The 22,335-nt window shown below is 69.9% G+C and carries 25 protein-coding genes; 11 read left to right on the top strand and 14 right to left on the bottom strand.

The genetic code is table 11. The annotated features are described in order from the left end of the window. Positions 1-54 precede the first annotated feature (54 nt). Positions 55-648 (top strand): MarR family winged helix-turn-helix transcriptional regulator, encoded by a 594-nt coding sequence (locus ABEA62_RS10170; RefSeq protein WP_345379952.1) that lies wholly within the window; start codon positions 55-57, stop codon positions 646-648. An 11-nt stretch (positions 649-659) separates the two neighbouring features. Here the strand turns inward: ABEA62_RS10170 and ABEA62_RS10165 are convergent, their stop codons facing one another. From ABEA62_RS10165 to ABEA62_RS10155, 3 genes are all read right to left on the bottom strand, one after another. After that, a complete protein-coding gene (locus ABEA62_RS10165; RefSeq protein ID WP_286216589.1) occupies positions 660-818 on the bottom strand; it encodes a hypothetical protein in 159 nt (52 codons plus the stop codon). A 9-nt stretch (positions 819-827) separates the two neighbouring features. Continuing rightward, complete coding sequence (locus tag ABEA62_RS10160) at positions 828-2,285, bottom strand: NAD(P)/FAD-dependent oxidoreductase (protein ID WP_286216590.1); 1,458 nt, start codon at positions 2,283-2,285, stop codon at positions 828-830. A 113-nt stretch (positions 2,286-2,398) separates the two neighbouring features. After that, positions 2,399-2,785: a phage holin family protein gene (locus ABEA62_RS10155; protein WP_345379948.1), complete on the bottom strand. Its 387-nt coding sequence runs from the start codon at positions 2,783-2,785 to the stop codon at positions 2,399-2,401. Positions 2,786-3,077: 292 nt separating this feature from the next. Between ABEA62_RS10155 and ABEA62_RS10150 the strand changes: the two genes are divergently transcribed. Further along, positions 3,078-4,700, top strand: a complete 1,623-nt coding sequence (locus ABEA62_RS10150) for a cation:proton antiporter domain-containing protein (RefSeq protein ID WP_286216592.1) — start codon at positions 3,078-3,080, stop codon at positions 4,698-4,700. 222 nt (positions 4,701-4,922) lie between these two features. Here ABEA62_RS10150 and ABEA62_RS10145 read toward each other — a convergent pair whose 3' ends face one another. After that, positions 4,923-5,336 carry a carboxymuconolactone decarboxylase family protein gene (locus tag ABEA62_RS10145; protein WP_286216593.1) on the bottom strand — a complete coding sequence of 138 codons (414 nt, stop codon included), beginning with the start codon at positions 5,334-5,336 and terminating at the stop codon, positions 4,923-4,925. 193 nt (positions 5,337-5,529) lie between these two features. Between ABEA62_RS10145 and ABEA62_RS10140 the strand changes: the two genes are divergently transcribed. Together ABEA62_RS10140 and valS are read left to right on the top strand one after the other, a co-directional pair. Further along, on the top strand, positions 5,530-5,757 hold the full coding sequence (locus tag ABEA62_RS10140; RefSeq protein WP_345379944.1) for a hypothetical protein: 228 nt from the start codon (positions 5,530-5,532) through the stop codon (positions 5,755-5,757). Between the two features lie 73 nt (positions 5,758-5,830). Continuing rightward, complete coding sequence (gene valS / locus ABEA62_RS10135) at positions 5,831-8,584, top strand: valine--tRNA ligase (RefSeq protein WP_425558021.1); 2,754 nt, start codon at positions 5,831-5,833, stop codon at positions 8,582-8,584. Between the two features lie 140 nt (positions 8,585-8,724). On the opposite strand, the gene ABEA62_RS10130 is transcribed toward valS, so the two are convergent. The 4 genes from ABEA62_RS10130 to ABEA62_RS10115 all read right to left on the bottom strand — a co-directional run bounded on the left by ABEA62_RS10130 (position 8,725) and on the right by ABEA62_RS10115 (position 12,811). Next, entirely contained in the window at positions 8,725-9,666 is a 942-nt protein-coding gene (locus ABEA62_RS10130; protein ID WP_286216595.1) for an endonuclease domain-containing protein, read from the bottom strand. A gap of 367 nt (positions 9,667-10,033) precedes the next feature. Then, the gene (gene clpX / locus ABEA62_RS10125) at positions 10,034-11,290 is read right to left on the bottom strand and encodes an ATP-dependent Clp protease ATP-binding subunit ClpX (RefSeq protein WP_345379939.1); all 1,257 of its coding nucleotides are present in this window, start codon (positions 11,288-11,290) and stop codon (positions 10,034-10,036) included. A 229-nt stretch (positions 11,291-11,519) separates the two neighbouring features. Further along, complete coding sequence (locus ABEA62_RS10120; RefSeq protein WP_345379937.1) at positions 11,520-12,236, bottom strand: ATP-dependent Clp protease proteolytic subunit; 717 nt, start codon at positions 12,234-12,236, stop codon at positions 11,520-11,522. Further along, the gene (locus ABEA62_RS10115) at positions 12,233-12,811 is read right to left on the bottom strand and encodes an ATP-dependent Clp protease proteolytic subunit (protein WP_286216705.1); all 579 of its coding nucleotides are present in this window, start codon (positions 12,809-12,811) and stop codon (positions 12,233-12,235) included. Before ABEA62_RS10115 ends, ABEA62_RS10120 begins: the two co-directional genes overlap by 4 nt. 563 nt (positions 12,812-13,374) lie before the next feature. Between ABEA62_RS10115 and ABEA62_RS10110 the strand changes: the two genes are divergently transcribed. The 3 genes from ABEA62_RS10110 to ABEA62_RS10100 all read left to right on the top strand — a co-directional run bounded on the left by ABEA62_RS10110 (position 13,375) and on the right by ABEA62_RS10100 (position 14,623). Further along, positions 13,375-13,593 (top strand): DUF4190 domain-containing protein, encoded by a 219-nt coding sequence (locus ABEA62_RS10110; protein ID WP_345379935.1) that lies wholly within the window; start codon positions 13,375-13,377, stop codon positions 13,591-13,593. 115 nt (positions 13,594-13,708) lie between these two features. Continuing rightward, on the top strand, positions 13,709-14,164 hold the full coding sequence (locus ABEA62_RS10105; protein ID WP_286216597.1) for a DUF4190 domain-containing protein: 456 nt from the start codon (positions 13,709-13,711) through the stop codon (positions 14,162-14,164). A 99-nt stretch (positions 14,165-14,263) separates the two neighbouring features. After that, positions 14,264-14,623, top strand: coding sequence for a DUF4190 domain-containing protein (locus ABEA62_RS10100; RefSeq protein ID WP_286216598.1), 360 nt, complete (start codon positions 14,264-14,266; stop codon positions 14,621-14,623). Positions 14,624-14,699: 76 nt separating this feature from the next. Here the strand turns inward: ABEA62_RS10100 and tig are convergent, their stop codons facing one another. Both tig and ABEA62_RS10090 read right to left on the bottom strand, forming a co-directional pair. After that, complete coding sequence (tig, locus tag ABEA62_RS10095; RefSeq protein ID WP_286216599.1) at positions 14,700-16,031, bottom strand: trigger factor; 1,332 nt, start codon at positions 16,029-16,031, stop codon at positions 14,700-14,702. 140 nt (positions 16,032-16,171) lie between these two features. Further along, complete coding sequence (locus ABEA62_RS10090) at positions 16,172-16,990, bottom strand: hypothetical protein (protein ID WP_286216601.1); 819 nt, start codon at positions 16,988-16,990, stop codon at positions 16,172-16,174. 103 nt (positions 16,991-17,093) lie between these two features. Between ABEA62_RS10090 and ABEA62_RS10085 the strand changes: the two genes are divergently transcribed. Next, on the top strand, positions 17,094-17,498 hold the full coding sequence (locus ABEA62_RS10085; RefSeq protein WP_286216602.1) for a DUF1304 domain-containing protein: 405 nt from the start codon (positions 17,094-17,096) through the stop codon (positions 17,496-17,498). Positions 17,499-17,535: 37 nt separating this feature from the next. Here ABEA62_RS10085 and ABEA62_RS10080 read toward each other — a convergent pair whose 3' ends face one another. The 3 genes from ABEA62_RS10080 to ABEA62_RS10070 form a co-directional block, all read right to left on the bottom strand. Next, positions 17,536-18,093: an NYN domain-containing protein gene (locus ABEA62_RS10080; RefSeq protein ID WP_286216603.1), complete on the bottom strand. Its 558-nt coding sequence runs from the start codon at positions 18,091-18,093 to the stop codon at positions 17,536-17,538. Between the two features lie 22 nt (positions 18,094-18,115). Further along, positions 18,116-18,442 carry a DUF2200 domain-containing protein gene (locus tag ABEA62_RS10075; RefSeq protein WP_425558024.1) on the bottom strand — a complete coding sequence of 109 codons (327 nt, stop codon included), beginning with the start codon at positions 18,440-18,442 and terminating at the stop codon, positions 18,116-18,118. 68 nt (positions 18,443-18,510) lie between these two features. Beyond that, positions 18,511-18,999, bottom strand: a complete 489-nt coding sequence (locus ABEA62_RS10070; protein WP_286216605.1) for a MarR family winged helix-turn-helix transcriptional regulator — start codon at positions 18,997-18,999, stop codon at positions 18,511-18,513. Positions 19,000-19,088: 89 nt separating this feature from the next. Between ABEA62_RS10070 and ABEA62_RS10065 the strand changes: the two genes are divergently transcribed. From ABEA62_RS10065 to ABEA62_RS10055, 3 genes are read left to right on the top strand one after another with little or no spacing between them, the layout of a single operon-like run. Further along, entirely contained in the window at positions 19,089-20,120 is a 1,032-nt protein-coding gene (locus tag ABEA62_RS10065) for an LLM class flavin-dependent oxidoreductase (protein ID WP_286216607.1), read from the top strand. A gap of 3 nt (positions 20,121-20,123) precedes the next feature. Further along, on the top strand, positions 20,124-20,804 hold the full coding sequence (locus tag ABEA62_RS10060) for an NADPH-dependent F420 reductase (RefSeq protein WP_345379927.1): 681 nt from the start codon (positions 20,124-20,126) through the stop codon (positions 20,802-20,804). A gap of 37 nt (positions 20,805-20,841) precedes the next feature. Then, entirely contained in the window at positions 20,842-21,657 is an 816-nt protein-coding gene (locus ABEA62_RS10055; RefSeq protein ID WP_345379925.1) for a MerR family transcriptional regulator, read from the top strand. Between the two features lie 458 nt (positions 21,658-22,115). Here ABEA62_RS10055 and ABEA62_RS10050 read toward each other — a convergent pair. Further along, positions 22,116-22,335, bottom strand: a 220-nt coding sequence (locus ABEA62_RS10050) for an IS3 family transposase (RefSeq protein ID WP_345379923.1), incomplete at its 5' end; no start/stop codon positions are given.

The raw sequence follows: 22,335 nt of genomic DNA, 5'->3' as shown, positions 1-22,335 counted from the left end.
CGTCCCGGCGCCCGCCCGTTGGTTGTAGATAAAACCTCCGCGTACGATGAGGAGATGCGCGCCGCCGCTCCCACCGCCCCCCTGACCCACCCCGAACGGGTCGCGGTCGCGCGCCTGCACGCGCTGCTCGAGCTGCTCCCGACCGCGCTCGATCATCGGCTCGCCGGGGCGGGCATCACCGCATTCGAGTACTCGCTCCTCGAGGCGCTCCACGAGGCGCCGGACACCCGCATGCGCCTCAGCGCGCTCGCATCGCGCACCAACGCGACGCTGCCCCGCCTGTCGCGCGTGGTCACGAGCCTCGAACGAAAGGGCCTCGTCACGCGCACCCCGTGCGCGGAGGACGGGCGCGCCTTCAACGCCGTCCTCACCGAGTCCGGCGCGACGCTCTACCGCGACACGCTCCCCCTCCACGCCGACGCCGTGCGGGAGATGATTCTCGCGGACCTCACGGACGCGGACGTCGACGCCCTCGCGGAGCTCACGCTGAAGATCCTGGGCAGGCTCGACCCCAACCGTCGGCTCGCGATCACCGCAAGCCTCGCGGGCACCCCGTGCGCGGCCGATCCGGAGATCGCCTGCGCGGCGGACCCGGCGCCGCTCGGCGAGTCCTGCCCCGCCGACCCTCCCGCCTCACTCCCCGAATAGCCCCGCGCTCGTCAGTGGTGCTTCTGCGCGAGCCTCCACATGGTCCATGAGGTCCCGACGAACCGCGCGAACTGCACCACCACGTTGCGCCGCCTGCGCAGCTCCCTCGCGGTGGGCAGCGGCGCCTGCGCGAGGCGCTCGTCCGTGGTGCGCTGATCGATGTTGTCCATGGCCGCCTCCTACTCCGGGATCCAGGTCCAGCCCGGACGGGCCTTCGCCTTGTAGATGAACAGGGTGTGGAGCATGCGCTTGACCCAGTGACCCGCGAGCCCGATCTCCCCGCGCGTGGCGCGCAGGTCGCGACCGGTCTCGGGGTACTTCTCCCAGTCGGGCACCACGGGGCTCATGGTCATCGACGCCGCCGTGCCCGAGCGCATCCCGTGTCCCGCCGACGCCACGCACGCGGCCGCCATCTCCGACATCGACGCGCCGTGCGTGGGCTCGGGGGCGCCGCGGAGGATCATGTCCGCGATCGACTTGGCGACCACCTTGCCCATGGTTCCGGAGGGCATGCCGGTGCGCGGGGGCGACGGCGCGACCGCCAGCCCGTCGGGAGTCGCGCGCGGCTTCGAGATCTGGTGGGGCGGCGCGAATGCGATGCCCACCGCGAACACGTTCCGGTAGGTCGGGTTCTGATACGTGCGCGGCCAGTCCTTGGCGCTCCACTCCTCGTAGGGCCGGGGCGTGTAGTCCGCGTCGACCTTGAGGAAGCCCGAGGGGGCGAAGATCGTCGAGGTGATGTCCGCACCCGCGCGGTCGTAGGCCTTCCAGTCGTTGCCCTTGAACGGCGGCAACAGCATCGCGAAGTCGAAGCCGAGGTCGCGGTGCGAGCCGTCGAGTTGGTCGTAGTGGATGACGCCCGGCTCGATCGAGGTCACGGCCGCGCCCGTGATGGCGCGCACCCCGCGCTCGCGGAACAACGACTCGGTCCACAACTGCGAGGTGGTCCGGAAGCCGTTCTGCTCGAACTGCATCCCGCCCACGCCGAAGTCGCCAAGCTCGTTCTCGTTGGTGAGGTAGACGATGTCCGCGTTGTCGCGCACGCCCGCCTCCCGCAGCTCGTGCTCGACGTTGAACGTGTACTCGAACGCCGCCCCCTCGCACGTGCACGTGCCGTGCCCGACCCCGATCACGACCGTCTGCTTGCGCGTCCTGAGGATCCCCTTGAGTTCCTCGAGACGGGACGATGCCTCGGTCGCGTGATCGGGCGTGCACACCGACAGGGTGTGGCCGCCGTCGGGGCCAAGGCCCGGCGTCGCGCCGAAATTCAGCTTGGGGCCGGTCGCGTTGACGACGTAGTCGTAGCGCAGCCTCTCGATCTCGCCCTCGCGGCCAGGCGACGTGTGTTCTACCTCCACCGCGGGGCGCGCATCGTCGGCGTCGCCGTCGGGCCACAGCGCAAAGGCCTTGGCCTGGACGAACGTCACGCCCTTCTTGGCGTAAATGGGGGCGAGGTCGAACACCACGTCCTCGTGGGACATCTTGCCCACTCCCACCCAGATGTTCGAGGGAATCCAGTTGTAGGTGGGCTTGGGGTTGACCACCACCACCTCATGCTCCTTGGGCAGGAGCTTGCGCAGGTAGAGCGCTGCGGTGTGGCCGGACACTCCGGCACCCAGGACAACCACGCGGGCCATGCCGATCACCTTCTCTGTCGATGAAAGAGGGCTCGACGTTGAGCCCCCTCCTCGACACTACTATACCCGTGGGGGTATCAGGCGCGAGGGCCCAAGGTCCCGGGCTCGCGCGCTCAGTCGCGACGCCTATTCACCTGGTTGCGCAGGAAGATCAGCGGCAGCACCAGGGTCGCGGCGGCGGTGATGAGCCACACCAGGATCGTCGCGAGCACCCACGTGGAGACCCCGTCGATCGACAACCCATCGACGATCAGCGTGGTGATGAGCAGCGCAACGAAGGTCGACACCAGGCCCACGCCGCCGATGAACGCGTTCGCATACTTGCGCGTCATCTTGAACACGAAGGGCGCGAGAAGGCTCTGCGCGATCGCAAAGATGACGGTGGCGGTCGCCAGCGCCACGAAGTCGATCGTGAAGCCGTCGAGCACGAGCGACGTGATCCACAGCCCCAGGGCGGCGGAACCAAGGAAGATCAGCGCGTTCACCAGGAACCTCACCATGACGCTGACGCTACTCCACGGTGCCCGCGCGTGCGCGGCGACCAGCGCGATCGGCCGCGAGCGCGCGACCCCGGCATCGTCCCGAATCCCGCCGTTGACACGACGAAGGCGCCTCCCGGGGAGAGGCGCCTTCGTGTGCTGTCGACGTCCGGCCGCCAGGGACTCGTGGCCGGATAAGACGATGCGGTCTAGGACCTTGTGCCCGGAACACTAGCGCACGCCAGGACATTCCCGAGGTGCGGGCGAGTGCACCGGCAATCTGCCCGTCACGTGCCCCCGGTAGAATCGGCACATGTTGCACCATGCCCCGCTGATCACGACCATCGCGGTGGGCCTGGTTGCCGCCTTCATCCTCGGCTTCATCGCGCAGAAACTGCGCCTGTCTCCGATCGTGGGCTATCTCACCGCGGGACTCGTCGTCGGGCCGTACACCCCGGGGTATGTGGGGGACGTGGATCTCGCGACACAGTTGAGCGAGATCGGCGTGATCCTGCTGATGTTCGGCGTCGGGCTCCACTTCTCCTTCCGCGAACTCCTCGCGGTGCGCAAGATCGCCATCCCCGGCGCGATCGCGCAGATGACGTTCGCCACCGTGCTGGGCACGGGGCTCGGCTTCCTCATGGGCTGGGGCACCGCGGGATCACTGCTCTTCGGGCTCGCGCTCTCCGTCGCGTCGACCGTGGTGCTGCTGCGCGCGCTCGAGGAGCGGCAGCTGCTCGACACACGCGCGGGTCACATCGCGGTCGGGTGGTTGATCGTCGAGGACCTCGCCATGGTCATCGCGCTGGTCGTGGTGCCGGTGCTCGCGGGCGACGGCGCGACCGGCGGGGAGCTCTTCACCGAGCTCGCGTTCACCGTCCTGCGGGTGGGCGGCTTCGTGGCACTCATGTGGATCGTGGGTAGGCGCGTCATCCCGTGGACGCTCGCGCGCGTCGCGGACACGGGTTCACGCGAGCTCTTCACGCTCGGCGTGCTCGCGATCGGGCTCGGCGTCGCCGTGGGAGCGGCGTGGATGTTCCAGGTGTCGTTCGCGCTCGGCGCGTTCTTCGCGGGCATGATCCTGCGCGAGTCGAGCCTCGCACACCGCGCCGCCGAGGACTCGCTGCCGCTGCGCGACGCGTTCGCGGTGCTGTTCTTTGTCGCGGTGGGAATGCTGGTCGACCCGAGCATCATCCTGCGCCAGCCGCTCGCGCTGATCGCGACCGTCGCGATCATCGTCGGCGGCAAGTTCATCATCGCGTTCGGCCTGGTGCGCGCGCTCAAGTACTCGCGCTCGATGGCGCTCGTGATCGCCGCGTCGCTCGCGCAGATCGGCGAGTTCTCGTTCATCCTCGTGACGCTGGGCGCGGACCTCGACGTGCTCCACCAGGACGCGCGGGACCTCGTGCTCGCCGGTGCGATCTTCTCGATCATCCTCAACCCGCTGATCTTCGCGTGGGTGTCGAGGTACTACGCGCGCAAGCACGAGGAGAACGATCCCGAGGAGGAGGCCTTGCCCGTCGCCACCACGGCTCAGGGTCACGTGATCGTCGTGGGCTACGGCCGCGTGGGCGCGCGAGCCGCGCAAGCGCTCTGGGATCAGGGCGTGCCGACCGTGGTGGTCGACGACGACGAGGACCGTGTCAAGGCGATCCGCGAGGACGGGCACGAGGCGATCCTCGGCAACGCCGCGCGCGGCAAGGTGCTGCGTGCCGCGGGAATCGAGTCGGCACGTGCGGTGCTGGTCGGGGTGCCCGATCCGCTCAACGCGGGCGCCGTGGTCGCCAAGGCGCGGTCGCTCGCTCCCGACGCGGACATCGTGGCGCGCGGCCATCGCGAGCCCGACGTCGCGTACCTCGAGGAGCAGGGCGCGAGCCACGTGCTCGTGGGCCCCCACGAGGTGGCCGACCTCATGGTGACGCGCGTCGCCGACTAACGGCGCCCGCCTGCCACCCGCACCCACCCGGCGCCCACCCACGCCCATCCGCGCCCATCCTCGCGGCTCCGCCACACGCGGCCACGGCTCCGCCACACGCCGCCACGGCTCCGCCACACGCCTGCGCGCCATGGGACGCTCACGGTCGCTTTCGAGAGGTCAGTGCTCGCCATGGGACAACCACGGTCGCGCGCACCCGCAGCCGTGTGGCGGAGCCGCCGCCTAGTCCGTCCCCCGCAGCACGCGATTCCACGCGGACGTGATCGCGACCGTCTCGACGATCGCCCCCAACTGCGCGGCATTGAACCACGCGCCGGCGTCCGCACGGGCAGCGGGCTCGAGCGCTCGCGGCGCATCGGTCAGTACCTCCGCCAAGCGCAGCGCCGCGACATCCCCGTCCGACACGAGTCCCGCGCGAATCTGCAGCGCCGGCCGCGCGAGCGCGCTGATGACGTCAGGCCGCGCACCCGAGCGCGCAAGCGACTCCGAGTGGACGCGGATCGAGCGGTGACATCCGTTGAGGTGAGAGACCCGCAGCCGCAGCATGTCGCGCAGCCGCGGCTCGAGCACGTCGCCCGCACGCGACTCGAGATCCTCCAGCGCCTTGAGGAACCCGGCGCCCACCCTCGCCTCCATGCGCCAGAGGCTACCCGGGCATCGTCCCCACACGACCCATCCGCGCCGCGGCGGCGCGCGAACCCCCTCGCGACGCCGGAGACTCGCGGGCACTGAGGTGCCCGCGGGGTGTCGGTGCGGGCACGTCCCGCCTCGACGTCCCGGCTCACGCGTCCCGGCGATGTCGGAGCACGATGCTTGGATGGGAGGGTCGATGATCGCAGGGACCGCATGGCGTGCGGAGGTCGCCGTGGACCTCGACGCGGCGCGCGATCGCCGGCACGCTGCCCGCGTTTCTGGGGGGCAGGCGTATCAGGTGTGGACCGTGCCGCTCGACGGGACGGCGGCCATCGCGGTGTCGGTCGAGCCGTGGGATCCGGCCGAGCCCGAGCGGGGCTCGACCACGCCCACCGAGGTCGTGGCCGCGGTCGAACTCGCCTAGCCCGGGCATCGTCGCTGGGCCCGGGCCGCCCGGGCGACCACTGCATCGTCCCCGCTCTGGAAGAATGTCCCCCATGACTGCGCGCATCCCCGACAAGGCCACCGTTGACGGACTCGAGGACCGCTGGAACGAGGCCTGGGAGGCCGCCGGCACGTACCGCTTCGACGAGTCCGCGACTCGCGAGCAGGTGTACTCGATCGACACCCCTCCGCCCACGGTGTCGGGCTCGCTGCACGTGGGCCACGTGTTCTCGTACACGCACACCGACGTGGTCGCGCGCTTCCAGCGCATGCGCGGCCGCGAGGTCTTCTACCCGATGGGGTGGGACGACAACGGGCTGCCCACCGAGCGCCGCGTGCAGAACTACTACGGCGTGCGCTGCGACCCCACGCTCCCCTACGTCGAGGGTTACGAGCCCCCGTTCGAGGGCGGCGAGGGCAAGTCGGTCAAGGCGGCCGACCAGCAGCCCATCTCGCGCCGCAACTTCGTTGAGCTGTGTGAGCGCCTCACCGCGGAGGACGAGAAGCAGTTCGAGGCGCTGTGGCGCCACCTGGGCCTGAGTGTCGATTGGTCCCGCACGTACCAGACCATCTCTCCCTCCTCGCAGGCCGTCGCCCAGCAGGCCTTCCTGCGTGGGCTGTCGCGCGGCGAGTGCTACCAGGCCGAGGCCCCCACGCTGTGGGACGTGACGTTCCGCACCGCGGTCGCGCAGGCCGAGCTGGAAGACCGCGAGCGTCCCGGCGCGTATCACCGCATCGCGTTCGAGCCGGCGGCGGACATGGAGGAGAAGACGGGCTCGTACGCCTCGGTGTACATCGAGACCACGCGCCCCGAGCTGCTGCCCGCGTGCGTGGCCCTGGTGGCCCACCCCGACGACGAGCGCTACCAGCACCTCTTCGGCACCCACGTGCGCACGCCGCTGTTCGGCGTCGAGGTGCCCGTCGTGGCTCACCACCTTGCCTCGCCCGACAAGGGTTCCGGCATCGCAATGATCTGCACGTTCGGCGACGTCACGGACGTGACCTGGTGGCGCGAGCTGCGTCTGCCTACGCGCCCGGTGCTCGGTTGGGACGGGCGGCTGCTCGCCGAGGCCCCCGAGGGCATCACCTCTCCTGAGGGCGTCGCTGCATACGGTGAGCTCGCCGGGCTCACGGTGTTCAGCGCGCAGCAGCGCGTGGTCGAGATGCTGCGCGAGGCGGGGGTGCTCGACGGCGAGCCCAAGCCAACGCAGCACCCCGTCAAGTTCTTCGAGAAGGGCGACAAGCCCCTCGAGATCGTCACCACCCGCCAGTGGTACATCCGCAACGGCGGCACGGACCGCGCCCTCAACGACGCGCTCGTGGCCCGCGGCTCGGAGCTCGACTTCGAGCCCGACTTCATGCGCGTGCGCTACGAGAACTGGGTGCGTGGCCTTACCGGCGACTGGCTGATCTCGCGACAGCGCTTCTTCGGCGTGCCGATCCCGGTCTGGTATCCCGTGCTCGCCGACGGCTCCCCCGACTACGACCACCCGATCGTGCCGAGCGAGGACGCGCTGCCCGTCGACCCCTCGGTGGACGTGGCGCCCGGCTTCGACGCATCGCAGCGCGACGTCCCCGGCGGCTTCACAGGCGAGAAGGACATCATGGACACGTGGGCGACGTCCTCGCTCACCCCGCAGATCGTGTGCGGCTGGCGCGACAACCCCGGGCTGTTCGCCGCGACTTTCCCCATGGACCTGCGCCCCCAAGGGCAGGACATCATCCGCACGTGGCTGTTCTCCTCCGTGGTGCGTTCGCACCAGGAGCACGGCACGCTGCCGTGGAAGCATGCCGCGATCTCGGGCTGGATCCTCGACCCGGACCGCAAGAAGATGTCGAAGTCGAAGGGCAACGTCGTCACACCCATGGGGCTGCTCGAGACCCACGGGTCCGATGCCGTGCGTTACTGGGCGGCCGCCGCTCGCCTGGGCACGGACGCGGCCTTCGACGAGGGCCAGATGAAGATCGGCCGTCGCCTCGCGATGAAGGTGCTTAACGCCTCCAAGTTCGTGCTCGGCGCGACCGGCATCGCGACGGTGGCAGCGGAGTCGCTCGAGGAGGGCCTGCGCGCGACCGCGCACGTCACCACGAGCGCACCCGTGACCGAGCCGCTCGACCGAGCGATGCTCGCGGCACTGGCGGACGTGGTCGACACCGCGACCGCCGCGCTGTCCGCGTACGACCACACGCGTGCTCTCGAGGTCGCGGAGACGCTGTTCTGGACCTTCTGCGACGACTACCTGGAGCTCGTGAAGACCCGCGCCTACGACGGCGCGGCGCCCGGTGAGGCGATCGACCCGTTCGCGCCGTGCTCCCCTGGCGCGGCCTCCGCGCGCGCCACGCTCACCCTCGCGCTGCACACGTTCCTGCGCCTCTTCGCCCCCGTGCTGCCGTTCGCGACCGAGGAGGTGTGGAGCTGGTTCCAGGAGGGATCCGTGCACCGCGCATCCTGGCCCGACTCGGCGCGGGTGCGTGCCGTCGCGGGCGAGGACACCCCCGGTGCGCCGCTGCTCGCGGCCGCGGGCGAGGCGCTGTCCGTGCTCCGCAAGGTCAAGTCCGAGGCGAAGGTGTCGCAGCGCACCGAGATCGCGTCCATCGACCTGCTGGTCCCCGAGGCCAAGGTCGCGTGGGTTCGTGCGGCGGAGGCCGACCTCCGTGCCGCGGGACGCGTGTCCGCGATGCAGATCGTGGACGCGAGCCTGGCCCTCGAGCCCGGTGTGGACGGACTGGCGCCCGAGGACGGATCGAACGACGAGATCGCGGACCCGACCGTGATGCGGACGGAGAACGCGCGCCTGGCGGAGTAGGGACTCGCCCTCCTCCCCCACCCCTGCGCGCCCGCTTCACCCACCCCAGCGCGCCCGCTTCACCCACCCCTGCGCGCCCACGTCAGCCACCCCAGCGCGCTATGGGACGCTCATCGTCGGTTTCGCGAGGTTTGAGCGTCCTATGGGACGGTGAGTGTCGTTGACCGCGACCGGATCACTCCCCTGACGAGGGCGCGACACCACTCGGGCCGCTCGGTGATGTCGCGATAGCTGAGGCGCAGCGTAAGGATGCCGACCGTCGCGAGCGTCGCGTCGCGCGTCATGTCTCGCTGCCGCTGCTCGGGATCCGAGTGGTACGTGTCCCCGTCGAGCTCGATGGCCGTCATAGTCTCGGGGTCATAAGTGTCGATCCGGAAGCGCTCGCCGTCGACGCGTGCCCAGTGTTGACGCGCAAGCCTCGCGAACTCCTTGGTGTTGAACACCTTCCGTAGCCCTCGCTCCTCGAGGTAGCTCTCGGCTCCGCGGGCGCCCGCATCGATGCGTCGCATCAGCTCGCGCCGCATCGGGCACCTCGGCACGCGGTCGAGCGCTTGACTCAGCGCGCGCGGAGAGGTCAGGCCAGAGCGCAACGCGGCATAGAACGCCGATGCGCGGTCTCGGGGCGGCAACGCGCCATAGCCGAAGATCACCGCCAGATCTGGCCCCACCACGGTCGCCCTCCCCAGGCGGGTCGTGGGAGGTCGGTAGCTCAGCCTGCGGACCACGATCCACCCGGGCGGCCGCGGTCGATCCGCGTGAGGCACCACCACCTCGATGACCTCGGGCGGATGGGCAGCGAAACCCCAGGCAAACATCGCCGCGGCACCTGACAGCGCGGCGTTGGGGCCGGCCCACAGGAGCGCGGCGTCGACCCGCGCCAGAAACGAGTCCGCGTGAAGCGCCGACACGTAGGCGTTGGGCAGGAGGCGCACTACCTCTCCTCGGTCGATCGCGGTCCGAGCCTTGCGCGCCGAGGACATCCCCACGAGCTCATCGAACGTGAAGGCCCGCGGCGTGCGCCGCAACACGTCCGTGAGCGCAGACGGTTCGGCGACGCGAGGAAGCGGACGCAAGTGAGTCATGAGTCCAGGTGTAAGACGCGCGGGCGCCGCTCATGCCCGCCGATAGCGATGCCGTGGACCACTGGCGCGAGGCGCCGGGCCGTGGACATCACCCGGTCGAGAGTGGCGTCCGACAACCACCGTCCCATGGGACGCCAGAACCCCCCGAAATCGACCATGAGCGTCCCATAGCGCGCGGGGGTGGGTGGAGAGCGGGTGGGCGCGCGGGGGTGGGTGGAGAGCGGGTGGGCGCGCGCAGGGGTGGGCTGAGAGCGGGTGGGCGCGCGCAGGGGTGGGCTGAGAGCGGGTGGGCGCGCGCAGGGGTGGGCTGAGAGCGGGTGGGCGCGCGCAGGGGTGGGCTGAGAGCGCGCCGCGCTCCCGCTCGGGCCTACGCCGCGCCCTGCTCCTCTGCCCGGCCCTCGTAGGCGGGCATCGCACGCGAGATGACGGTGTCGCGAGTGACGGTGACGCGAGCGATGTCGTCGCGGCCCGGGACGTCGAACATCGTCTCCTGGAGGACCTCCTCCATAATCGCGCGCAGTCCGCGCGCCCCGGTGCCGCGCTCAAGCGCCTGCTCCGCGATGGCGCGCACCGCCTCGGGCGTGAACTCGAGCTCCACGTTGTCGAGCTCGAACATGCGCTGGTACTGCTTCACCAGCGCGTTCTTGGGGCCGGTGAGGATGAGCACCATCGCCTCGACGTCGAGCGGGTTGACGGTCGCGATCACGGGCATGCGCCCGATGAACTCGGGGATGAGCCCGAACTTGTGAAGGTCGGCCGGCGTCACCTCGGAGAAGAGGTCGGTGTTGTCCGACTCCTTGAGGGTCGCCCCGAAACCGATCCCCTTGCGTCCCACGCGCGAGCTGATGATCTCCTCGAGGCCCGCGAATGCGCCGCCCAGGATGAACAGCACGTTGGTGGTGTCGATCTGGATGAACTCCTGGTGCGGGTGCTTGCGCCCGCCCTGCGGCGGCACCGACGCGACCGAGCCCTCGAGGATCTTCAGGAGCGCCTGCTGCACGCCCTCGCCCGACACGTCGCGCGTGATCGAGGGGTTCTCTGCCTTGCGCGCAACCTTGTCGATCTCGTCGATGTAGATGATGCCGCGCTGCGCCTTGTCGACGTCGTAGTCGGCGGCCTGCAGCAGCTTGAGCAGGATGTTCTCGACATCCTCGCCCACATAGCCGGCCTCGGTCAGCGCCGTGGCGTCCGCGATCGCGAAGGGCACGTTGAGCATCTTTGCGAGCGTCTGCGCGAGGTAGGTCTTGCCGGTGCCGGTGGGACCGATGAACAGCACGTTTGACTTGGCGATCTCGACCTGGTCGTCGTCGCCCTTGAGGCGGGTCTCCCCCGCACGCACGCGCTTGTAGTGGTTGTACACCGCGACGGACAGCGCACGCTTGGCCTGGTCCTGGCCCACGATGTACTGCCCCAGGAAGTCGAAGATCTCGCGCGGCTTGGGAAGCTCGGTGAGCTCCGCCTCGACCTGCTCGGCGAACTCCTCCTCGATGATCTCGTTGCACAGCTCGATGCACTCATCGCAGATGTACACGCCGCCGCCCGCGATGAGCTTGCGCACCTGCTTCTGCGTCTTTCCGCAGAACGAGCACTTCAGCAGGTCGCCGCTGTCAGCGGGTCGATTCATCGGGGAGCTCCTCTCACGAACGAATCCGTGCTCAAACCAGGCTACCTACGGGGTCAGACAGCGGGGCGGCGACGCGCCGACAGACACCGAGCCCGTCGCATGTAGCAGGGACGATGCTCGCCCCCGATGCACGATCGTGACCTTCCGCGCGGCCCCAGGAAAGTAGCGAGGGGCGCGCGCCGCCACCGCAGTGACCGCGCACGCCCCTCCCGGACTGCGTGAGAGCGAGTTACGCTCCCGCGGGGTGGACCGCCGAGACTCCCTTGCGTGACTCGAGCACCTGGTCCACGAGGCCGTACTCGCGCGCCTGCTCGGCGGACAGGAACGTGTCGCGCTCGATGTCCTCGCGCACCTTCTCCGGCTTCTGGCCCGAGTGGAACGCGAGGGTGTTCTCGAGCCACTCGCGCATGCGGAGCATCTCCTCGGCGTAGATCTCGATGTCGGAGGCCTGCGCACGCGCGCCGCCCTCGATGCGCGGCTGGTGAATCATGACGCGAGCGTTCGGAAGCGCGAGGCGCTTGCCGGGGGTGCCCGCGGCGAGCAGCACGGCGGCGGCGGATGCGGCCTGGCCCAGGCACACCGTCTGCACCTCGGGCTTGATGTACTGCATCGTGTCGTATATCGCGGTGAGCGCGGTCTGCGAGCCACCGGGGCTGTTGATGTACAGCGTGATGAGCCGGTCGGGGTCCTGCGACTCCAGGACGAGCAGCTGCGCCATCACGTCGTCGGCCGAGGCATCGTCAATCTGGACACCCAGGAAGATGATGCGGTCCTCGAACAGCTTCGCGTACGGGTCCTGGCGCTTGAAGCCGTAGGCCGTCCGCTCCTCGAACTGAGGAAGGATGTATCGCGACGACGGTGCGGCGGCGCCGCCCCCGTACGCCCCGCCACCGAATACGCCGGCCGTGCGTCCGGCCGCCTGGAATGCGCGCTGAATCTCGCTCACGCCTTGCCTCCCTGGGACTTGTCGCCGGCTTCGGCGGCGTGGGTGATGACCTTGTCGACGAACCCGTACTCGAGCGCCTCGGTCGCGGTGAACCAGCGGTCGCGGTCCGCGTCCTTGTTGATCTGCTCGACGGTCTTGCCGGTCTGCGTCGCGGTGAGCTCCGCGAGCACCTTCTTCATGTGCATGATGAGCTCCGCGTTGATGCGGATGTCCGTCGCGGTGCCGTAGATGCCGCCCGAGGGCTGGTGCATCATGACGCGAGCATGGGGCGTGGCGTAGCGCTTGCCCTGCGCGCCCGAGCTGAGCAGGAACTGGCCCATCGAGGCCGCCATGCCCATCGCGACGGTCGCGACATCGGGCTTGATGTACTGCATCGTGTCGTAGATCGCCATGCCCGCGGTGATCGATCCGCCGGGGCTGTTGATGTACAGGTAGATGTCCTGGTCCGGGTCCTCCGCCGCCAGCAGCATCAACTGAGCGCAGATGGCGTTCGCGTTGTCGTCGCGCACCTCGTCGCCGAGCCAGATGATGCGCTCGCGCAGCAGCCGGTTGAAGATGGAGTCATTGAGGCCCATGCTGGGCCCCTCGCCTCGTGCCGTGATCTCGTTCACGTGTGTCCTCCTGTCGAGCGTCCTGACCGACATTAACGCGCGCAGGCGACGGGACGATGCCGTTTCCCGCCTGGTTTCGCTACGGGGAGAACACCGCGGACGGGCCGTTCGCCACGCGCGTAGCGGCGCGATGCGTGGAGACCGGACACCGGAGGCGCCCGCGCACGGCGCGGGTCGGTAACGATGCGGTGTTTCGCCTGGTTTGAGCGGTGGCGCAGGCGCTAGTCTCGCCACGGGCGCGAGGGACGCGCCACACTCAGGCGCCACTCCAAGGAGCATCCATGAGCACCAACGATCCGTTCTCCTCGCAGCCGGGCGAGCAGGGCATGCGCCCGGCCGAGCCGAGCGCTCCCGCGGGGTTCACCCCGCAGGAGCCGACTCCGTAGCAGTCCACCCCGTGGGGCACTCCCCCCGAGGGCGGCTACGCGCCCGCCGGTCAGGCACCGATTCCCCCGGCTCCCGCCGCCCCGCCGGCGCCCGGCTACCAGCAGGCCTACTACCCGCCCGCGCGTCCGCCGAAGAGCTGGATGAACATCACGTCCTTCATCACGTCGCTGCTCGGGCTCAGCATCGTCGGGATCATCTTCGGTCACCTGGGCGTCAACGCCGCCAAGCGCGGTGAGGCGGACTACAAGGGACTCGGCATTGCGGGCCTGGCCATCGGATACCTCGGCCTCGTCGTGGGTGTGATCTGGGTGATCGCGGTCATCGCGTTCTTCGCCACCGGCGAGACCACGAGCTACTAGGGGATGCCCCCGATCCGCCCGCCCGAATGATCGGGCGGGCGGACGATGCGTCGGCGGGTCTCCCCGCACTACCGTCGGAGGCGGAGGCGGCCAAGGGGCCGCCGAGGAGGAAGACATGTCAGACGCACCCCGCGACCCCGTCAACCCGGCCGACCAGGCCGAGCCCATGCCGTCGTACCAGACGGCCCCGCCGCCCGCGCCCGCCCCGCAGGCACCGTACGCGCAGGCTCCCTACGGCCAGCCGCAGTACGCCGCGCAGCCGTACACGCAACCGCCGGCCCCCGCGGGCACCACGGACAAGAACTGGATGGGCATCACGTCGCTGATCCTGTCGCTCGCGGGCCTGTTCACCGGCATCACCGCCATCGCCGGAATCGTCTTCGGACACCTCAGCCTGAGCGCGGTCAAGCGCGGCGAGGCGGACAACCGAGGAGTCGGACTCGCGGGCCTCATCACCGGCTACGTCATCACGGCTCTCGGCATCATCGGCCTGATCCTGTTCGTGATGGCCATCGGATGGGTGGGCGTCGAATGCGGCGGTTCCGACCCCGCGGCGTGGTGCGAGTCCTAAGGTCACCGCGCCCCCCGCGCTGCCCTCGCCGCGCCCGCTCGCCCCTGCACGACTAGCGTGGATCACGGCCCCGTCGCGTCCACCAGGAGGAGCACCACCATGACCGTACCCCCGCAGCCCGACCAACCCGGGATGCCGCCCGTCGCCCAGCCGGGCTACGTTCCGCCCGCACCGCCCGCCGCGTCCAAGCCCAAGACCTGGATGAACATCACGTCGCTCGTCACGAGCCTGCTCGGGCTCGGGCTGGTCGGCGTCATCTTCGGCCATCTCGGGGTGAGCGCGGCCAACAAGGGCCAGGCGGATCTCAAGGGGCTCGGCATCGCGGGCCTCATCCTCGGCTATCTCGAGATCGTCGCGGCCATCGTGCTCGCGATCGTATTCATCGCGCTGATCAACAACTGCGCCAACGATCCCGCGTGTGTCGACTGGTGGTCGAACCTGGAGACCACCTCGTCCTAGGCGCGACACCCCGGACAGCACGAGACCCCGGCCACCTCACGGTGGTCGGGGCCTCGTCGCGTCTGTCAGGCGCGGACTACTCGGCAGCCTTCTCGTCGGCGGCCTCGGTCGCCTCGTCCTTCTTCTCGTCCTCGAGCGAGCCGATCACCTCGGAGAGGTCGACGGCGGCACCCGTGGTGTCGACCACGGTCGCGCGGCGCAGCGCGAACGCGGTGGCCTTCGAGCGGGCGACCTCGGCCACCATCGCGGGGATCTGGCCCGCCTGCTCGACCTGCTGAATGAACGTGCCCGGGTCCATGCCGTACTGGCGCGAGGCGTTGATGAGGTAGTCGAGGAGCTCGGGCTGCTCGACCTCGATGTCGAGGTCGTCGGCGAGCTGGTCGAGGAGGATCTGCGTGCGCAGGGCCTTGGTGGCCTCCTCGGTGACCTCGGCGCGGTGCTCGTCGTCCTCGAGGCGGTTCTCGTTCTCGAGGTGGCTGTGCACCTCGTTCTCGATCACCTTCTTGGGGAGCTCGAAGTCGGTGGCCTCGGTGAGCTGCTCGAGCAGCTTCTCGCGGGCCTCCATCGCCTGGTTGTTCGCCTTGATCTTGGCGGCCTGGACCTTGAGGTCCTCGCGCAGCTCCGCGATCGTGTCGAACTCCGACGCGAGCTGGGCGAAGTCGTCGTCCGCCTCGGGCAGCTCGCGGGTCTTAACGGCCGTCACCTTGATGGTGATCGACGCGGTCTCGCCCGCGTGGTCACCCGCGGCGAGCGGGCCGTCGAACGTGGTCTCCTCGTCGGCGGACAGTCCCGTGACGGCCTCGTCGAGGCCCTCGAGCATGTTGCCCGCACCCACCTGGTACGAGGTGCCCTGCACGGAGTCGATGGTCTCGCCATCGATCACCGCGGTGAGGTCGAGCGTGACGAAGTCGCCATCCGCGGCGGGACGGTCGACACCCACGAGGGTGCCAAAGCGCTCGCGCAGCGCGTCGAGTCGCGCGTCGACGTCCTCGTCCGAGATCTCCGCGGGCTCGACCTCGATCGTGAGGTCGGCGGGCGCGGGAAGCGTCACCTCGGGGCGCACCTCGACGATCGCGGTGAACTCCAGGCCCTCGTCGCCCTCGACGACGCCGGGGATCTTGGTGACCTCGACCTCGGGCTGGCCGAACGGGCGGATGCCCGTCTCGCGCACCGCCGCGGAGTACCAGCCGGGAAGGCCGTCGTTGACGGCGTGCTCGATGATCGCACCCTTGCCCACGCGCTGCTCGAGCACCTTCGCCGGTACCTTGCCCTTGCGGAAGCCGGGGATCTGGACCTCGCGGCCCACGTGCTCATAGGCGTGCGCCAGGCTGTCGGCGAGGTCCGCCTCGGTGAGGTTGACCGTCAGCTTGACGGTGGTGGCGTCGATCTTCTCGAGGGCGCTGGTCACTACGTACTCCTGTGGGTGGATGGTGGGGCCCGCGGGTGCTCCGTCGGCTCCCGTGTTCGGGCAACCGTCCCATGGTACCCGGCACGCGCGGAGGTCCCAATTCGGAGGGGACGATGCCGGGGGCACCCCCGCGCGAGGGCCTAGCGGGCGGTCTCGGGGAGTCCCTCGCGGCGCCATTCGACGGTCTGGACCACCCAGAACGCCGCGAAGAGCGCGAGCAGCAGCGCCTCGACCCAGAAGATCAGCGTGCCGGTGCCCACCGTGTCCGCGCGGCGCTGGACCACGTAGACCACGATCCCCCACGCGATGACAGCCGCGATGCCCGCCGCGACGCCCTGGTACAGCCTGCGCAGGCCCACGTGGCGTCCCGCGACCTCGACCTCGCGTCGCGTCTCGCGCGCGTTGACCAAGGCGATCACCACCATGAGACCGAACGCGGGGATCGCGGCGGCGTAGTGGCCGTAGTCGAGCAGCCAGGCGCGCACGCCCTCGCCCCACCACCGCGCGAAGCCGGGGACGTAAAGCAGCCACACCGCGACTCCCGCCGCGATCCCCACCCGGTCCGGCCATGTGCCCCATCCCTGGGATCGCAGCGTCCACAGCGCAAAGGCAAGACCCAGCACCGCGAGCCACCCCAGGGCCCCGATCGCGCGGTCGACCTCGGGCAGGAACTCCTCGGGCACGCAGCGCTCGGTCGCGGAACCACATAGCGACTCGTCGAGCACCGGCGTGGGGATGATCGCGACCAGCACCAGCAGGATCGCGGCACCGATGAGCGTGCTCACGAAGATGGGCTGCACCGCGGTGTAGAAGTACGCGCTGATGGACCCGTGCGGGGGCCAGCCGGCGTCGACAATCTCGAGCGCGAGGGCGATAAACAACAGCGCGATCGCCGCCACGATCGCGACCCGTAGGTACAGGTAGGTGCGGACCGTCGGCTCGGCCAGGTGACGGGTCATGGGGACGTCCTCCCGTGCAGTGCTCTCCACTATCCCCGCCCGCGCGATCCCGCGCGAACCGGAGGCCCCCGCCCCCGCATCGTCCCCTCCCTAGACTGGCGCCATGACTGCCGTCGCCTTGGTGCTCGCAGGACTCGCCGCGCTCGTTCACGTGTACATCTTCTGGCTCGAGGCGGTCGCGTGGATGCGCCCGTCCACCCGGGCGGTGTTTGGCATCGCGTCGGAGGACGATGCCAGGGTCACTCGGTCGCTGGCGTACAACCAGGGCTTCTACAACCTCATGCTCGCGGTCGTCACGCTCGTCGGGATCGCGATGATCGCGGCGGGGTCGTCGTCGGGCTCGACCGCGGCGGGCGCGGCGCTCGTGTTCGCGGGCTGCGGGTCGATGGCCGTCGCCGCTCTCGTGCTCGTGACGGCGTCGCGCGATCACGCCGGCGCGGCCGCGAAGCAGGGCGTGCTGCCGCTGCTCGCGGTCGTCGCTCTCGCGGTCGCGCTCGTCGCGGCGTAGCCGCGCCTCCTCCAGGGTCGCGGCGTAGACGCGCGGCCTACAGGAACGCTGCCGGGTCGAACTCGTCGATCGGGATGATCCTCACGCGCGGCAACTGCGCGGTGAAGGCCTCGACGTCGTACTCGAGGTCGAAGAACTCGACGCCGCGGTCGACCAGCTGACCCAGCGCGCCGTTGCGGAACTCGACGAAGCCCACGACGCCCACGCGTCGTCCCTCGAACGGGTGGTCGAGCGCCTCGACGAAGTCGCCGTCGTTGCTCACCAGCATGAGGTCGGCCTCGCGGCGGCGCAGCTCGTCGAGCGTGCGCTGAATCGCGATGTCGACCACCTTCTGGCCCGGCGCTCCCGACAGCGGGATCGGGCGGTAGCCCATCGCGAGCAGCGCCTGCACGAAGCTCATGGGGAGGTCGCTGTTCGCGGCGAGGAAGAACAGCCCGGCAGCCGGCTGACCCCACTCGTCGCGCGCGAAGTGCAGGAGGCGGTCCCAGCGCGGCCGCTCCTCGGGGCGAGGGCGCCGGCCCAGGATCGAGTTGCCGAGCGTGGCGTCGATGTTCTCCCCGTCGACAAGGACGTAGGTGGTGCGAGGCGTGGCCATGCGTCGAGCCTAGAGGTGCGGGTCAGTCGCCGCGAAGCACCTTGTCCATCGCCTTACCCCGCGCGAGCTCGTCGACCAGCTTGTCGAGGTAGCGGATCTGCTGCATGAGCGGGTCCTCGATGTCCTCGACCCTGATCCCGCAGATGACCCCCGTGATGAGGCCCGCGTGGGGGTGGAGGCGCGCCTGCGCGAAGAAGTCCTCGAACGTGGTGCCCGCGTCGAGGTGGGCGCGCACCTCCGCGTCGCTGTAGCCGGTGAGCCAGCGGATGACCTCGTCGACCTCTGCGGCCGACCGCCCCTTGCGCTCGACCTTCGCGACGTACAGGGGGTAGACCCGCGCGACCGGCATCGTGAAGACCTTGCTCACGTGTGTCAGCGTAACCCCGGTCCGCGGGTCGGCGGGGCGGATGGGAGCGCCTAGTCTTCCCGGGCTCGCTGCGTGTGGGAGGCGAGGGCGGCCATGGCATCGTTCAGGGCGGCGAGCTGCTCGGGAGTGAGCCCCCGCGCGAACTCCTCCTTGACCGCCCGCAGGTGCGGCGCCGTGGCCGCCCGGAACAGCCGCTCGCCGTCCTCGGTCAGCACCACTTCGGCGCCGCGGCTATCACCCTCGACGCGCTCGCGGCGCACCAGGCCGCGCCGCTCCATGCGTCCCAGGTGGTGCGAGAGGCGGCTTCGCTCCCAGCCCACGTGGTCGGCCAGGTGCGAGGAGCGCATGCGTCGCTCGGGATGCTCGGTGAGCGCGACCAGCACCGCGTAGTCGCCCCCGGACAGGCCGGTCTCCTCGAGAAGGCGACGCATGACGACTCCGGTGACGCGCTCCGACGTCTCGACGAAGAGCCGCCACGTGTCGAACTCGGCGCGCGTGAGGGACCGCTTGCGGCGCGGGGCGGAGGAGGGAATGCTCATGAGTGGCCCTTTGTTTGACACGTCAACCACTACTGATCATGATTGACATATCAATCATACTGACCTCGACGCCACGGAGGCGACCCACCATGACTGCCCTGGAATTTGGCCTCGACACCTTTGGTGATCTGCCCACCACGGACGCGGGAGAGCTCGCGAGCCACCCCGAGGCGATTCGCCAGGTGGTGGCCGAGGCCGTCCTCGCCGACCGCCTGGGCGTCGACGTCTTCGCCGTCGGCGAGCACCACCGCGAGGAGTACGCGATCTCCTCCCCCGAGACCGTGCTCGCGGGCATCGCGACGCAGACCAGCCGCATCCGGCTCGCGTCCGGCGTCACGGTGCTCAGCTCCGACGACCCCGTGCGCGTCTTCCAGCGCTTCGCGACCGTCGACGCACTCTCCCACGGGCGCGCCGAGGTCATCCTGGGTCGCGGCTCGTTCACCGAGTCCTTCCCCCTCTTTGGCTACGACCTCAGCGACTACGACACACTCTTCGAGGAGAAGATCGAGCTGTTCTCGCAGCTCCTCACAGAGGAGCCCGTGACGTGGAGCGGCACCATGCGCGCGGCCCTCCACGAGGCGGACGTGTTCCCCAAGACCGAGTCCGGCAAGCTCTCGACGTGGGTGGGCGTGGGCGGCTCGCCGCAGTCCGTGGTCCGCACCGCGAAGTACGGTTTCCCACTCATGCTCGCGATCATCGGCGGCAGCCCCGAGCGCTTCGCCCCGTACACCGACCTCTACCGTCGCGCCGCCGAGCAGTTCGGCACGACCGCGCACCCGATCGGCATGCACTCCCCCGGCTTCATCGCGGACACCGACGAGGAGGCTCGCGAGATCTTCTTCCCGAGCTACAAGGTGATGCGCGACAGGATCGGCCGCGAGCGCGGCTGGCCGCCCATGAGCCGCGAGGAGTTCGAGAATGAGGTCGCTCACGGCTCGATGTACGTCGGCTCCCCCGCCACGGTCGCGCGCCGCATCGCGGATGCCGTCACGGCGCTCGGGGTCGGCCGCTTCGACCTCATCTACTCGGGCGGACCGCTCCCCATGACCGCGCGCCTGCGTGCGGTCGAGCTCTACGGCTCGGAGGTCATCCCCCTGGTCCGCGAGATCCTGGCGGACTGACGGGTGAACCAGCCACAGGCATCGTCCCTTCCTCACGCCACGACCGTGAGCATCCTGGGCGCGGGCAAGGTGGGCACCGTCCTGGCGAGGCTCGCGGTGGGCGCGGGGTACCGCGTGCTCGTGAGCGGGTCGGGCGACCCGTCGGCGATCGCCCTGACCGTCGACGTGCTCGCGCCGGGGGCGATCGCGACCACGGCGGCCGATGCTGCGGCGCTGGGGGACGTGGTGATCCTGGCCCTGCCGCTGGGCAAGTACGCGTCGCTTCCGGCCGATGCTCTCGAGGGCAAGCTCGTGGTGGACGCGATGAACTACTGGTGGGAGGTGGACGGCGAGAGGGACGACCTCACGGACCCGCGCACCACCACGAGCGCGATCATCCGCGACTTCCTGCCCGCCTCGCGCGTCGTCAAGGCGTTCAACCACATGGGCTATCACGACCTCGACGAGGGGCACCGCCCCGCCGGCGCTCTCGACCGCAAGGCGATCGCCGTCGCGGGTGACGACCCCGAGGCGAGGGAGGCGGTCGCGGCGCTGGTCGACGCGCTCGGCTTCGATCCGGTGGTGCTCGGAGCGTTGGACGAGGGCGCAATCCTCGAGCCGGGGCGCGCGCTGTTCGGGGCAAATCTGGGTGCCGCCGAGTTGCGCGCCGTCGTGGACGCGCACCGGAGCACCACGCGCGCTTGACCCTCACACTGTGTCAGGGTGGAGCGTGGATTCCGCCATGTACACCATCGGAGAATTCGCCGCCCTGGGCAGGGTCAGCCTCAGAATGCTGCGTCACTACGACGCGACGGGCCTGCTCACGCCCGCGAGCATCGACCCCCACAACGGCTACCGCCGCTACGCGATTCACCAGCTCCCACAGCTGCTGAGGATCGTGGAGCTCAGGCAGCTCGGCGTGGGCCTCGCGCGCATCGCCGACGTGATCGCTGCCGACGACCAGGATGCCGCGTTGCATGCCGTGCTCACCGAGCGCCGCAGCGAGCTTGAGGCATCGGTGGCCGACGACCGCGCCCGCATCGCCCGGATCGAGCGACGTCTCCTCGCCCTGGAAGGAACCACCATGTCTGACGTCATCTACAGAAGCGTCGAGCCCGTCACCGTCTACGCCGCACACGAGTACGCACAGGGGATGGGGCCCGAGAATGTGGGGCCGGTCGTGGGGCCGCTCATCGAGCGCCTCGACCGCGCGCTGGCCGCGGCCGGTCGACCCTGCCTCGAACCCGGCATCTTCTGGTACGACGCCGAGCCGGACGACAGGTTCTCGGTGCACGTCTCCTACACCGCCGAGGCCCAACCCGTCGCTGGCCCGGGCTACGACGTGGTCGCACTCCCCGCCATGCCCACGGCGGCGACGCTGCTCCACCGCGGCGACATGACCGGGATCGGCGAGTCGTGGTCGGCACTCATGGAGCGGATCGCGGCGGACGGGTACCGAGTGGTCGGAGCGGCGCGCGAGGTCTACCTCGAGGCGGACGGCCACGTGCCGGGGCCCGACTGGGTGACGGAACTGCAGGTGCCGGTCGAGCGCGTGTGACCGCTTCCCTCGCGAGGGCTCGGTCGCCTTAGCGCCCTCCAGGCCGGGCCTCCCTACCTGCCTGAAGGGCGAGAGGCGCTCGCGGACGTCAGCTCCGAGTTGTCCTGAAGCCGCGACCTCAGCATGAGCGAGGCCCGACGGCGCCGTCCTCGCCTCGTGCTGACACACGAGTGTCTGCTTCTGGCGACAGTCGTGCACTCATGTGTCACGGTCCGCGAGCGCGAGCGGCGCCGCCCCACCGTCGGGCTGACAGGATTTGAACCTGCGACCCTCTGGAGGATCCGGCGAACTCTCGGAGCCTCACGGTCGTCCCGGGAACTCACGAGTTCCCTCGTGATGCGAGGGAAGTTGGCGGTTGACTCATTCAGACTGCACCCGAAGCCCGAGCGCCCCACGGGATCACGCCAAACCACTTCCACAGAGCTCCCTGTTGCGCCCCGGGTTTCGTGGAGGCCCGGTTAGTTGGAACCGGCCCCGACGGGGACGGGTGCTTCAGAGTAGTGGTCGGATCGGACGGTGGCCCAGTGGAGGGCCTCGAGCTCGACGGGTGGGACCATCCCGATTTCGCCATGGAGGCGTCGGTGGTTGAACCAGTCGACGTACTCGGCGGTGGCGATCTCGACGTCCGTGACGGACTTCCAACCGCCCTTGGGACGCATCACGGGGTTGCGGATGCAC

Origin of the sequence: Demequina sediminis, from assembly GCF_039545075.1 — a bacterium.
GTDB lineage: Bacteria > Actinomycetota > Actinomycetes > Actinomycetales > Demequinaceae > Demequina > Demequina sediminis.
This window is presented reverse-complemented; position numbering and strand designations above follow the sequence as displayed.

Coding starts and splice junctions, on each gene's coding strand:
- ABEA62_RS10170 (WP_345379952.1), top strand. CDS start 55: ATGCGCGCCGCCGCTCCCACCGCCCCCCTGACCCACCCCGAACGGGTC.
- ABEA62_RS10165 (WP_286216589.1), bottom strand. CDS start 818: ATGGACAACATCGATCAGCGCACCACGGACGAGCGCCTCGCGCAGGCG.
- ABEA62_RS10160 (WP_286216590.1), bottom strand. CDS start 2,285: ATGGCCCGCGTGGTTGTCCTGGGTGCCGGAGTGTCCGGCCACACCGCA.
- ABEA62_RS10155 (WP_345379948.1), bottom strand. CDS start 2,785: ATGGTGAGGTTCCTGGTGAACGCGCTGATCTTCCTTGGTTCCGCCGCC.
- ABEA62_RS10150 (WP_286216592.1), top strand. CDS start 3,078: ATGTTGCACCATGCCCCGCTGATCACGACCATCGCGGTGGGCCTGGTT.
- ABEA62_RS10145 (WP_286216593.1), bottom strand. CDS start 5,336: ATGGAGGCGAGGGTGGGCGCCGGGTTCCTCAAGGCGCTGGAGGATCTC.
- ABEA62_RS10140 (WP_345379944.1), top strand. CDS start 5,530: ATGATCGCAGGGACCGCATGGCGTGCGGAGGTCGCCGTGGACCTCGAC.
- valS (WP_425558021.1), top strand. CDS start 5,831: ATGACTGCGCGCATCCCCGACAAGGCCACCGTTGACGGACTCGAGGAC.
- ABEA62_RS10130 (WP_286216595.1), bottom strand. CDS start 9,666: ATGACTCACTTGCGTCCGCTTCCTCGCGTCGCCGAACCGTCTGCGCTC.
- clpX (WP_345379939.1), bottom strand. CDS start 11,290: ATGAATCGACCCGCTGACAGCGGCGACCTGCTGAAGTGCTCGTTCTGC.
- ABEA62_RS10115 (WP_286216705.1), bottom strand. CDS start 12,811: ATGGGCCTCAATGACTCCATCTTCAACCGGCTGCTGCGCGAGCGCATC.
- ABEA62_RS10110 (WP_345379935.1), top strand. CDS start 13,375: ATGAACATCACGTCCTTCATCACGTCGCTGCTCGGGCTCAGCATCGTC.
- ABEA62_RS10105 (WP_286216597.1), top strand. CDS start 13,709: ATGTCAGACGCACCCCGCGACCCCGTCAACCCGGCCGACCAGGCCGAG.
- ABEA62_RS10100 (WP_286216598.1), top strand. CDS start 14,264: ATGACCGTACCCCCGCAGCCCGACCAACCCGGGATGCCGCCCGTCGCC.
- ABEA62_RS10090 (WP_286216601.1), bottom strand. CDS start 16,990: ATGACCCGTCACCTGGCCGAGCCGACGGTCCGCACCTACCTGTACCTA.
- ABEA62_RS10085 (WP_286216602.1), top strand. CDS start 17,094: ATGACTGCCGTCGCCTTGGTGCTCGCAGGACTCGCCGCGCTCGTTCAC.
- ABEA62_RS10080 (WP_286216603.1), bottom strand. CDS start 18,093: ATGGCCACGCCTCGCACCACCTACGTCCTTGTCGACGGGGAGAACATC.
- ABEA62_RS10075 (WP_425558024.1), bottom strand. CDS start 18,442: ATGCCGGTCGCGCGGGTCTACCCCCTGTACGTCGCGAAGGTCGAGCGC.
- ABEA62_RS10070 (WP_286216605.1), bottom strand. CDS start 18,999: ATGAGCATTCCCTCCTCCGCCCCGCGCCGCAAGCGGTCCCTCACGCGC.
- ABEA62_RS10065 (WP_286216607.1), top strand. CDS start 19,089: ATGACTGCCCTGGAATTTGGCCTCGACACCTTTGGTGATCTGCCCACC.
- ABEA62_RS10055 (WP_345379925.1), top strand. CDS start 20,842: ATGTACACCATCGGAGAATTCGCCGCCCTGGGCAGGGTCAGCCTCAGA.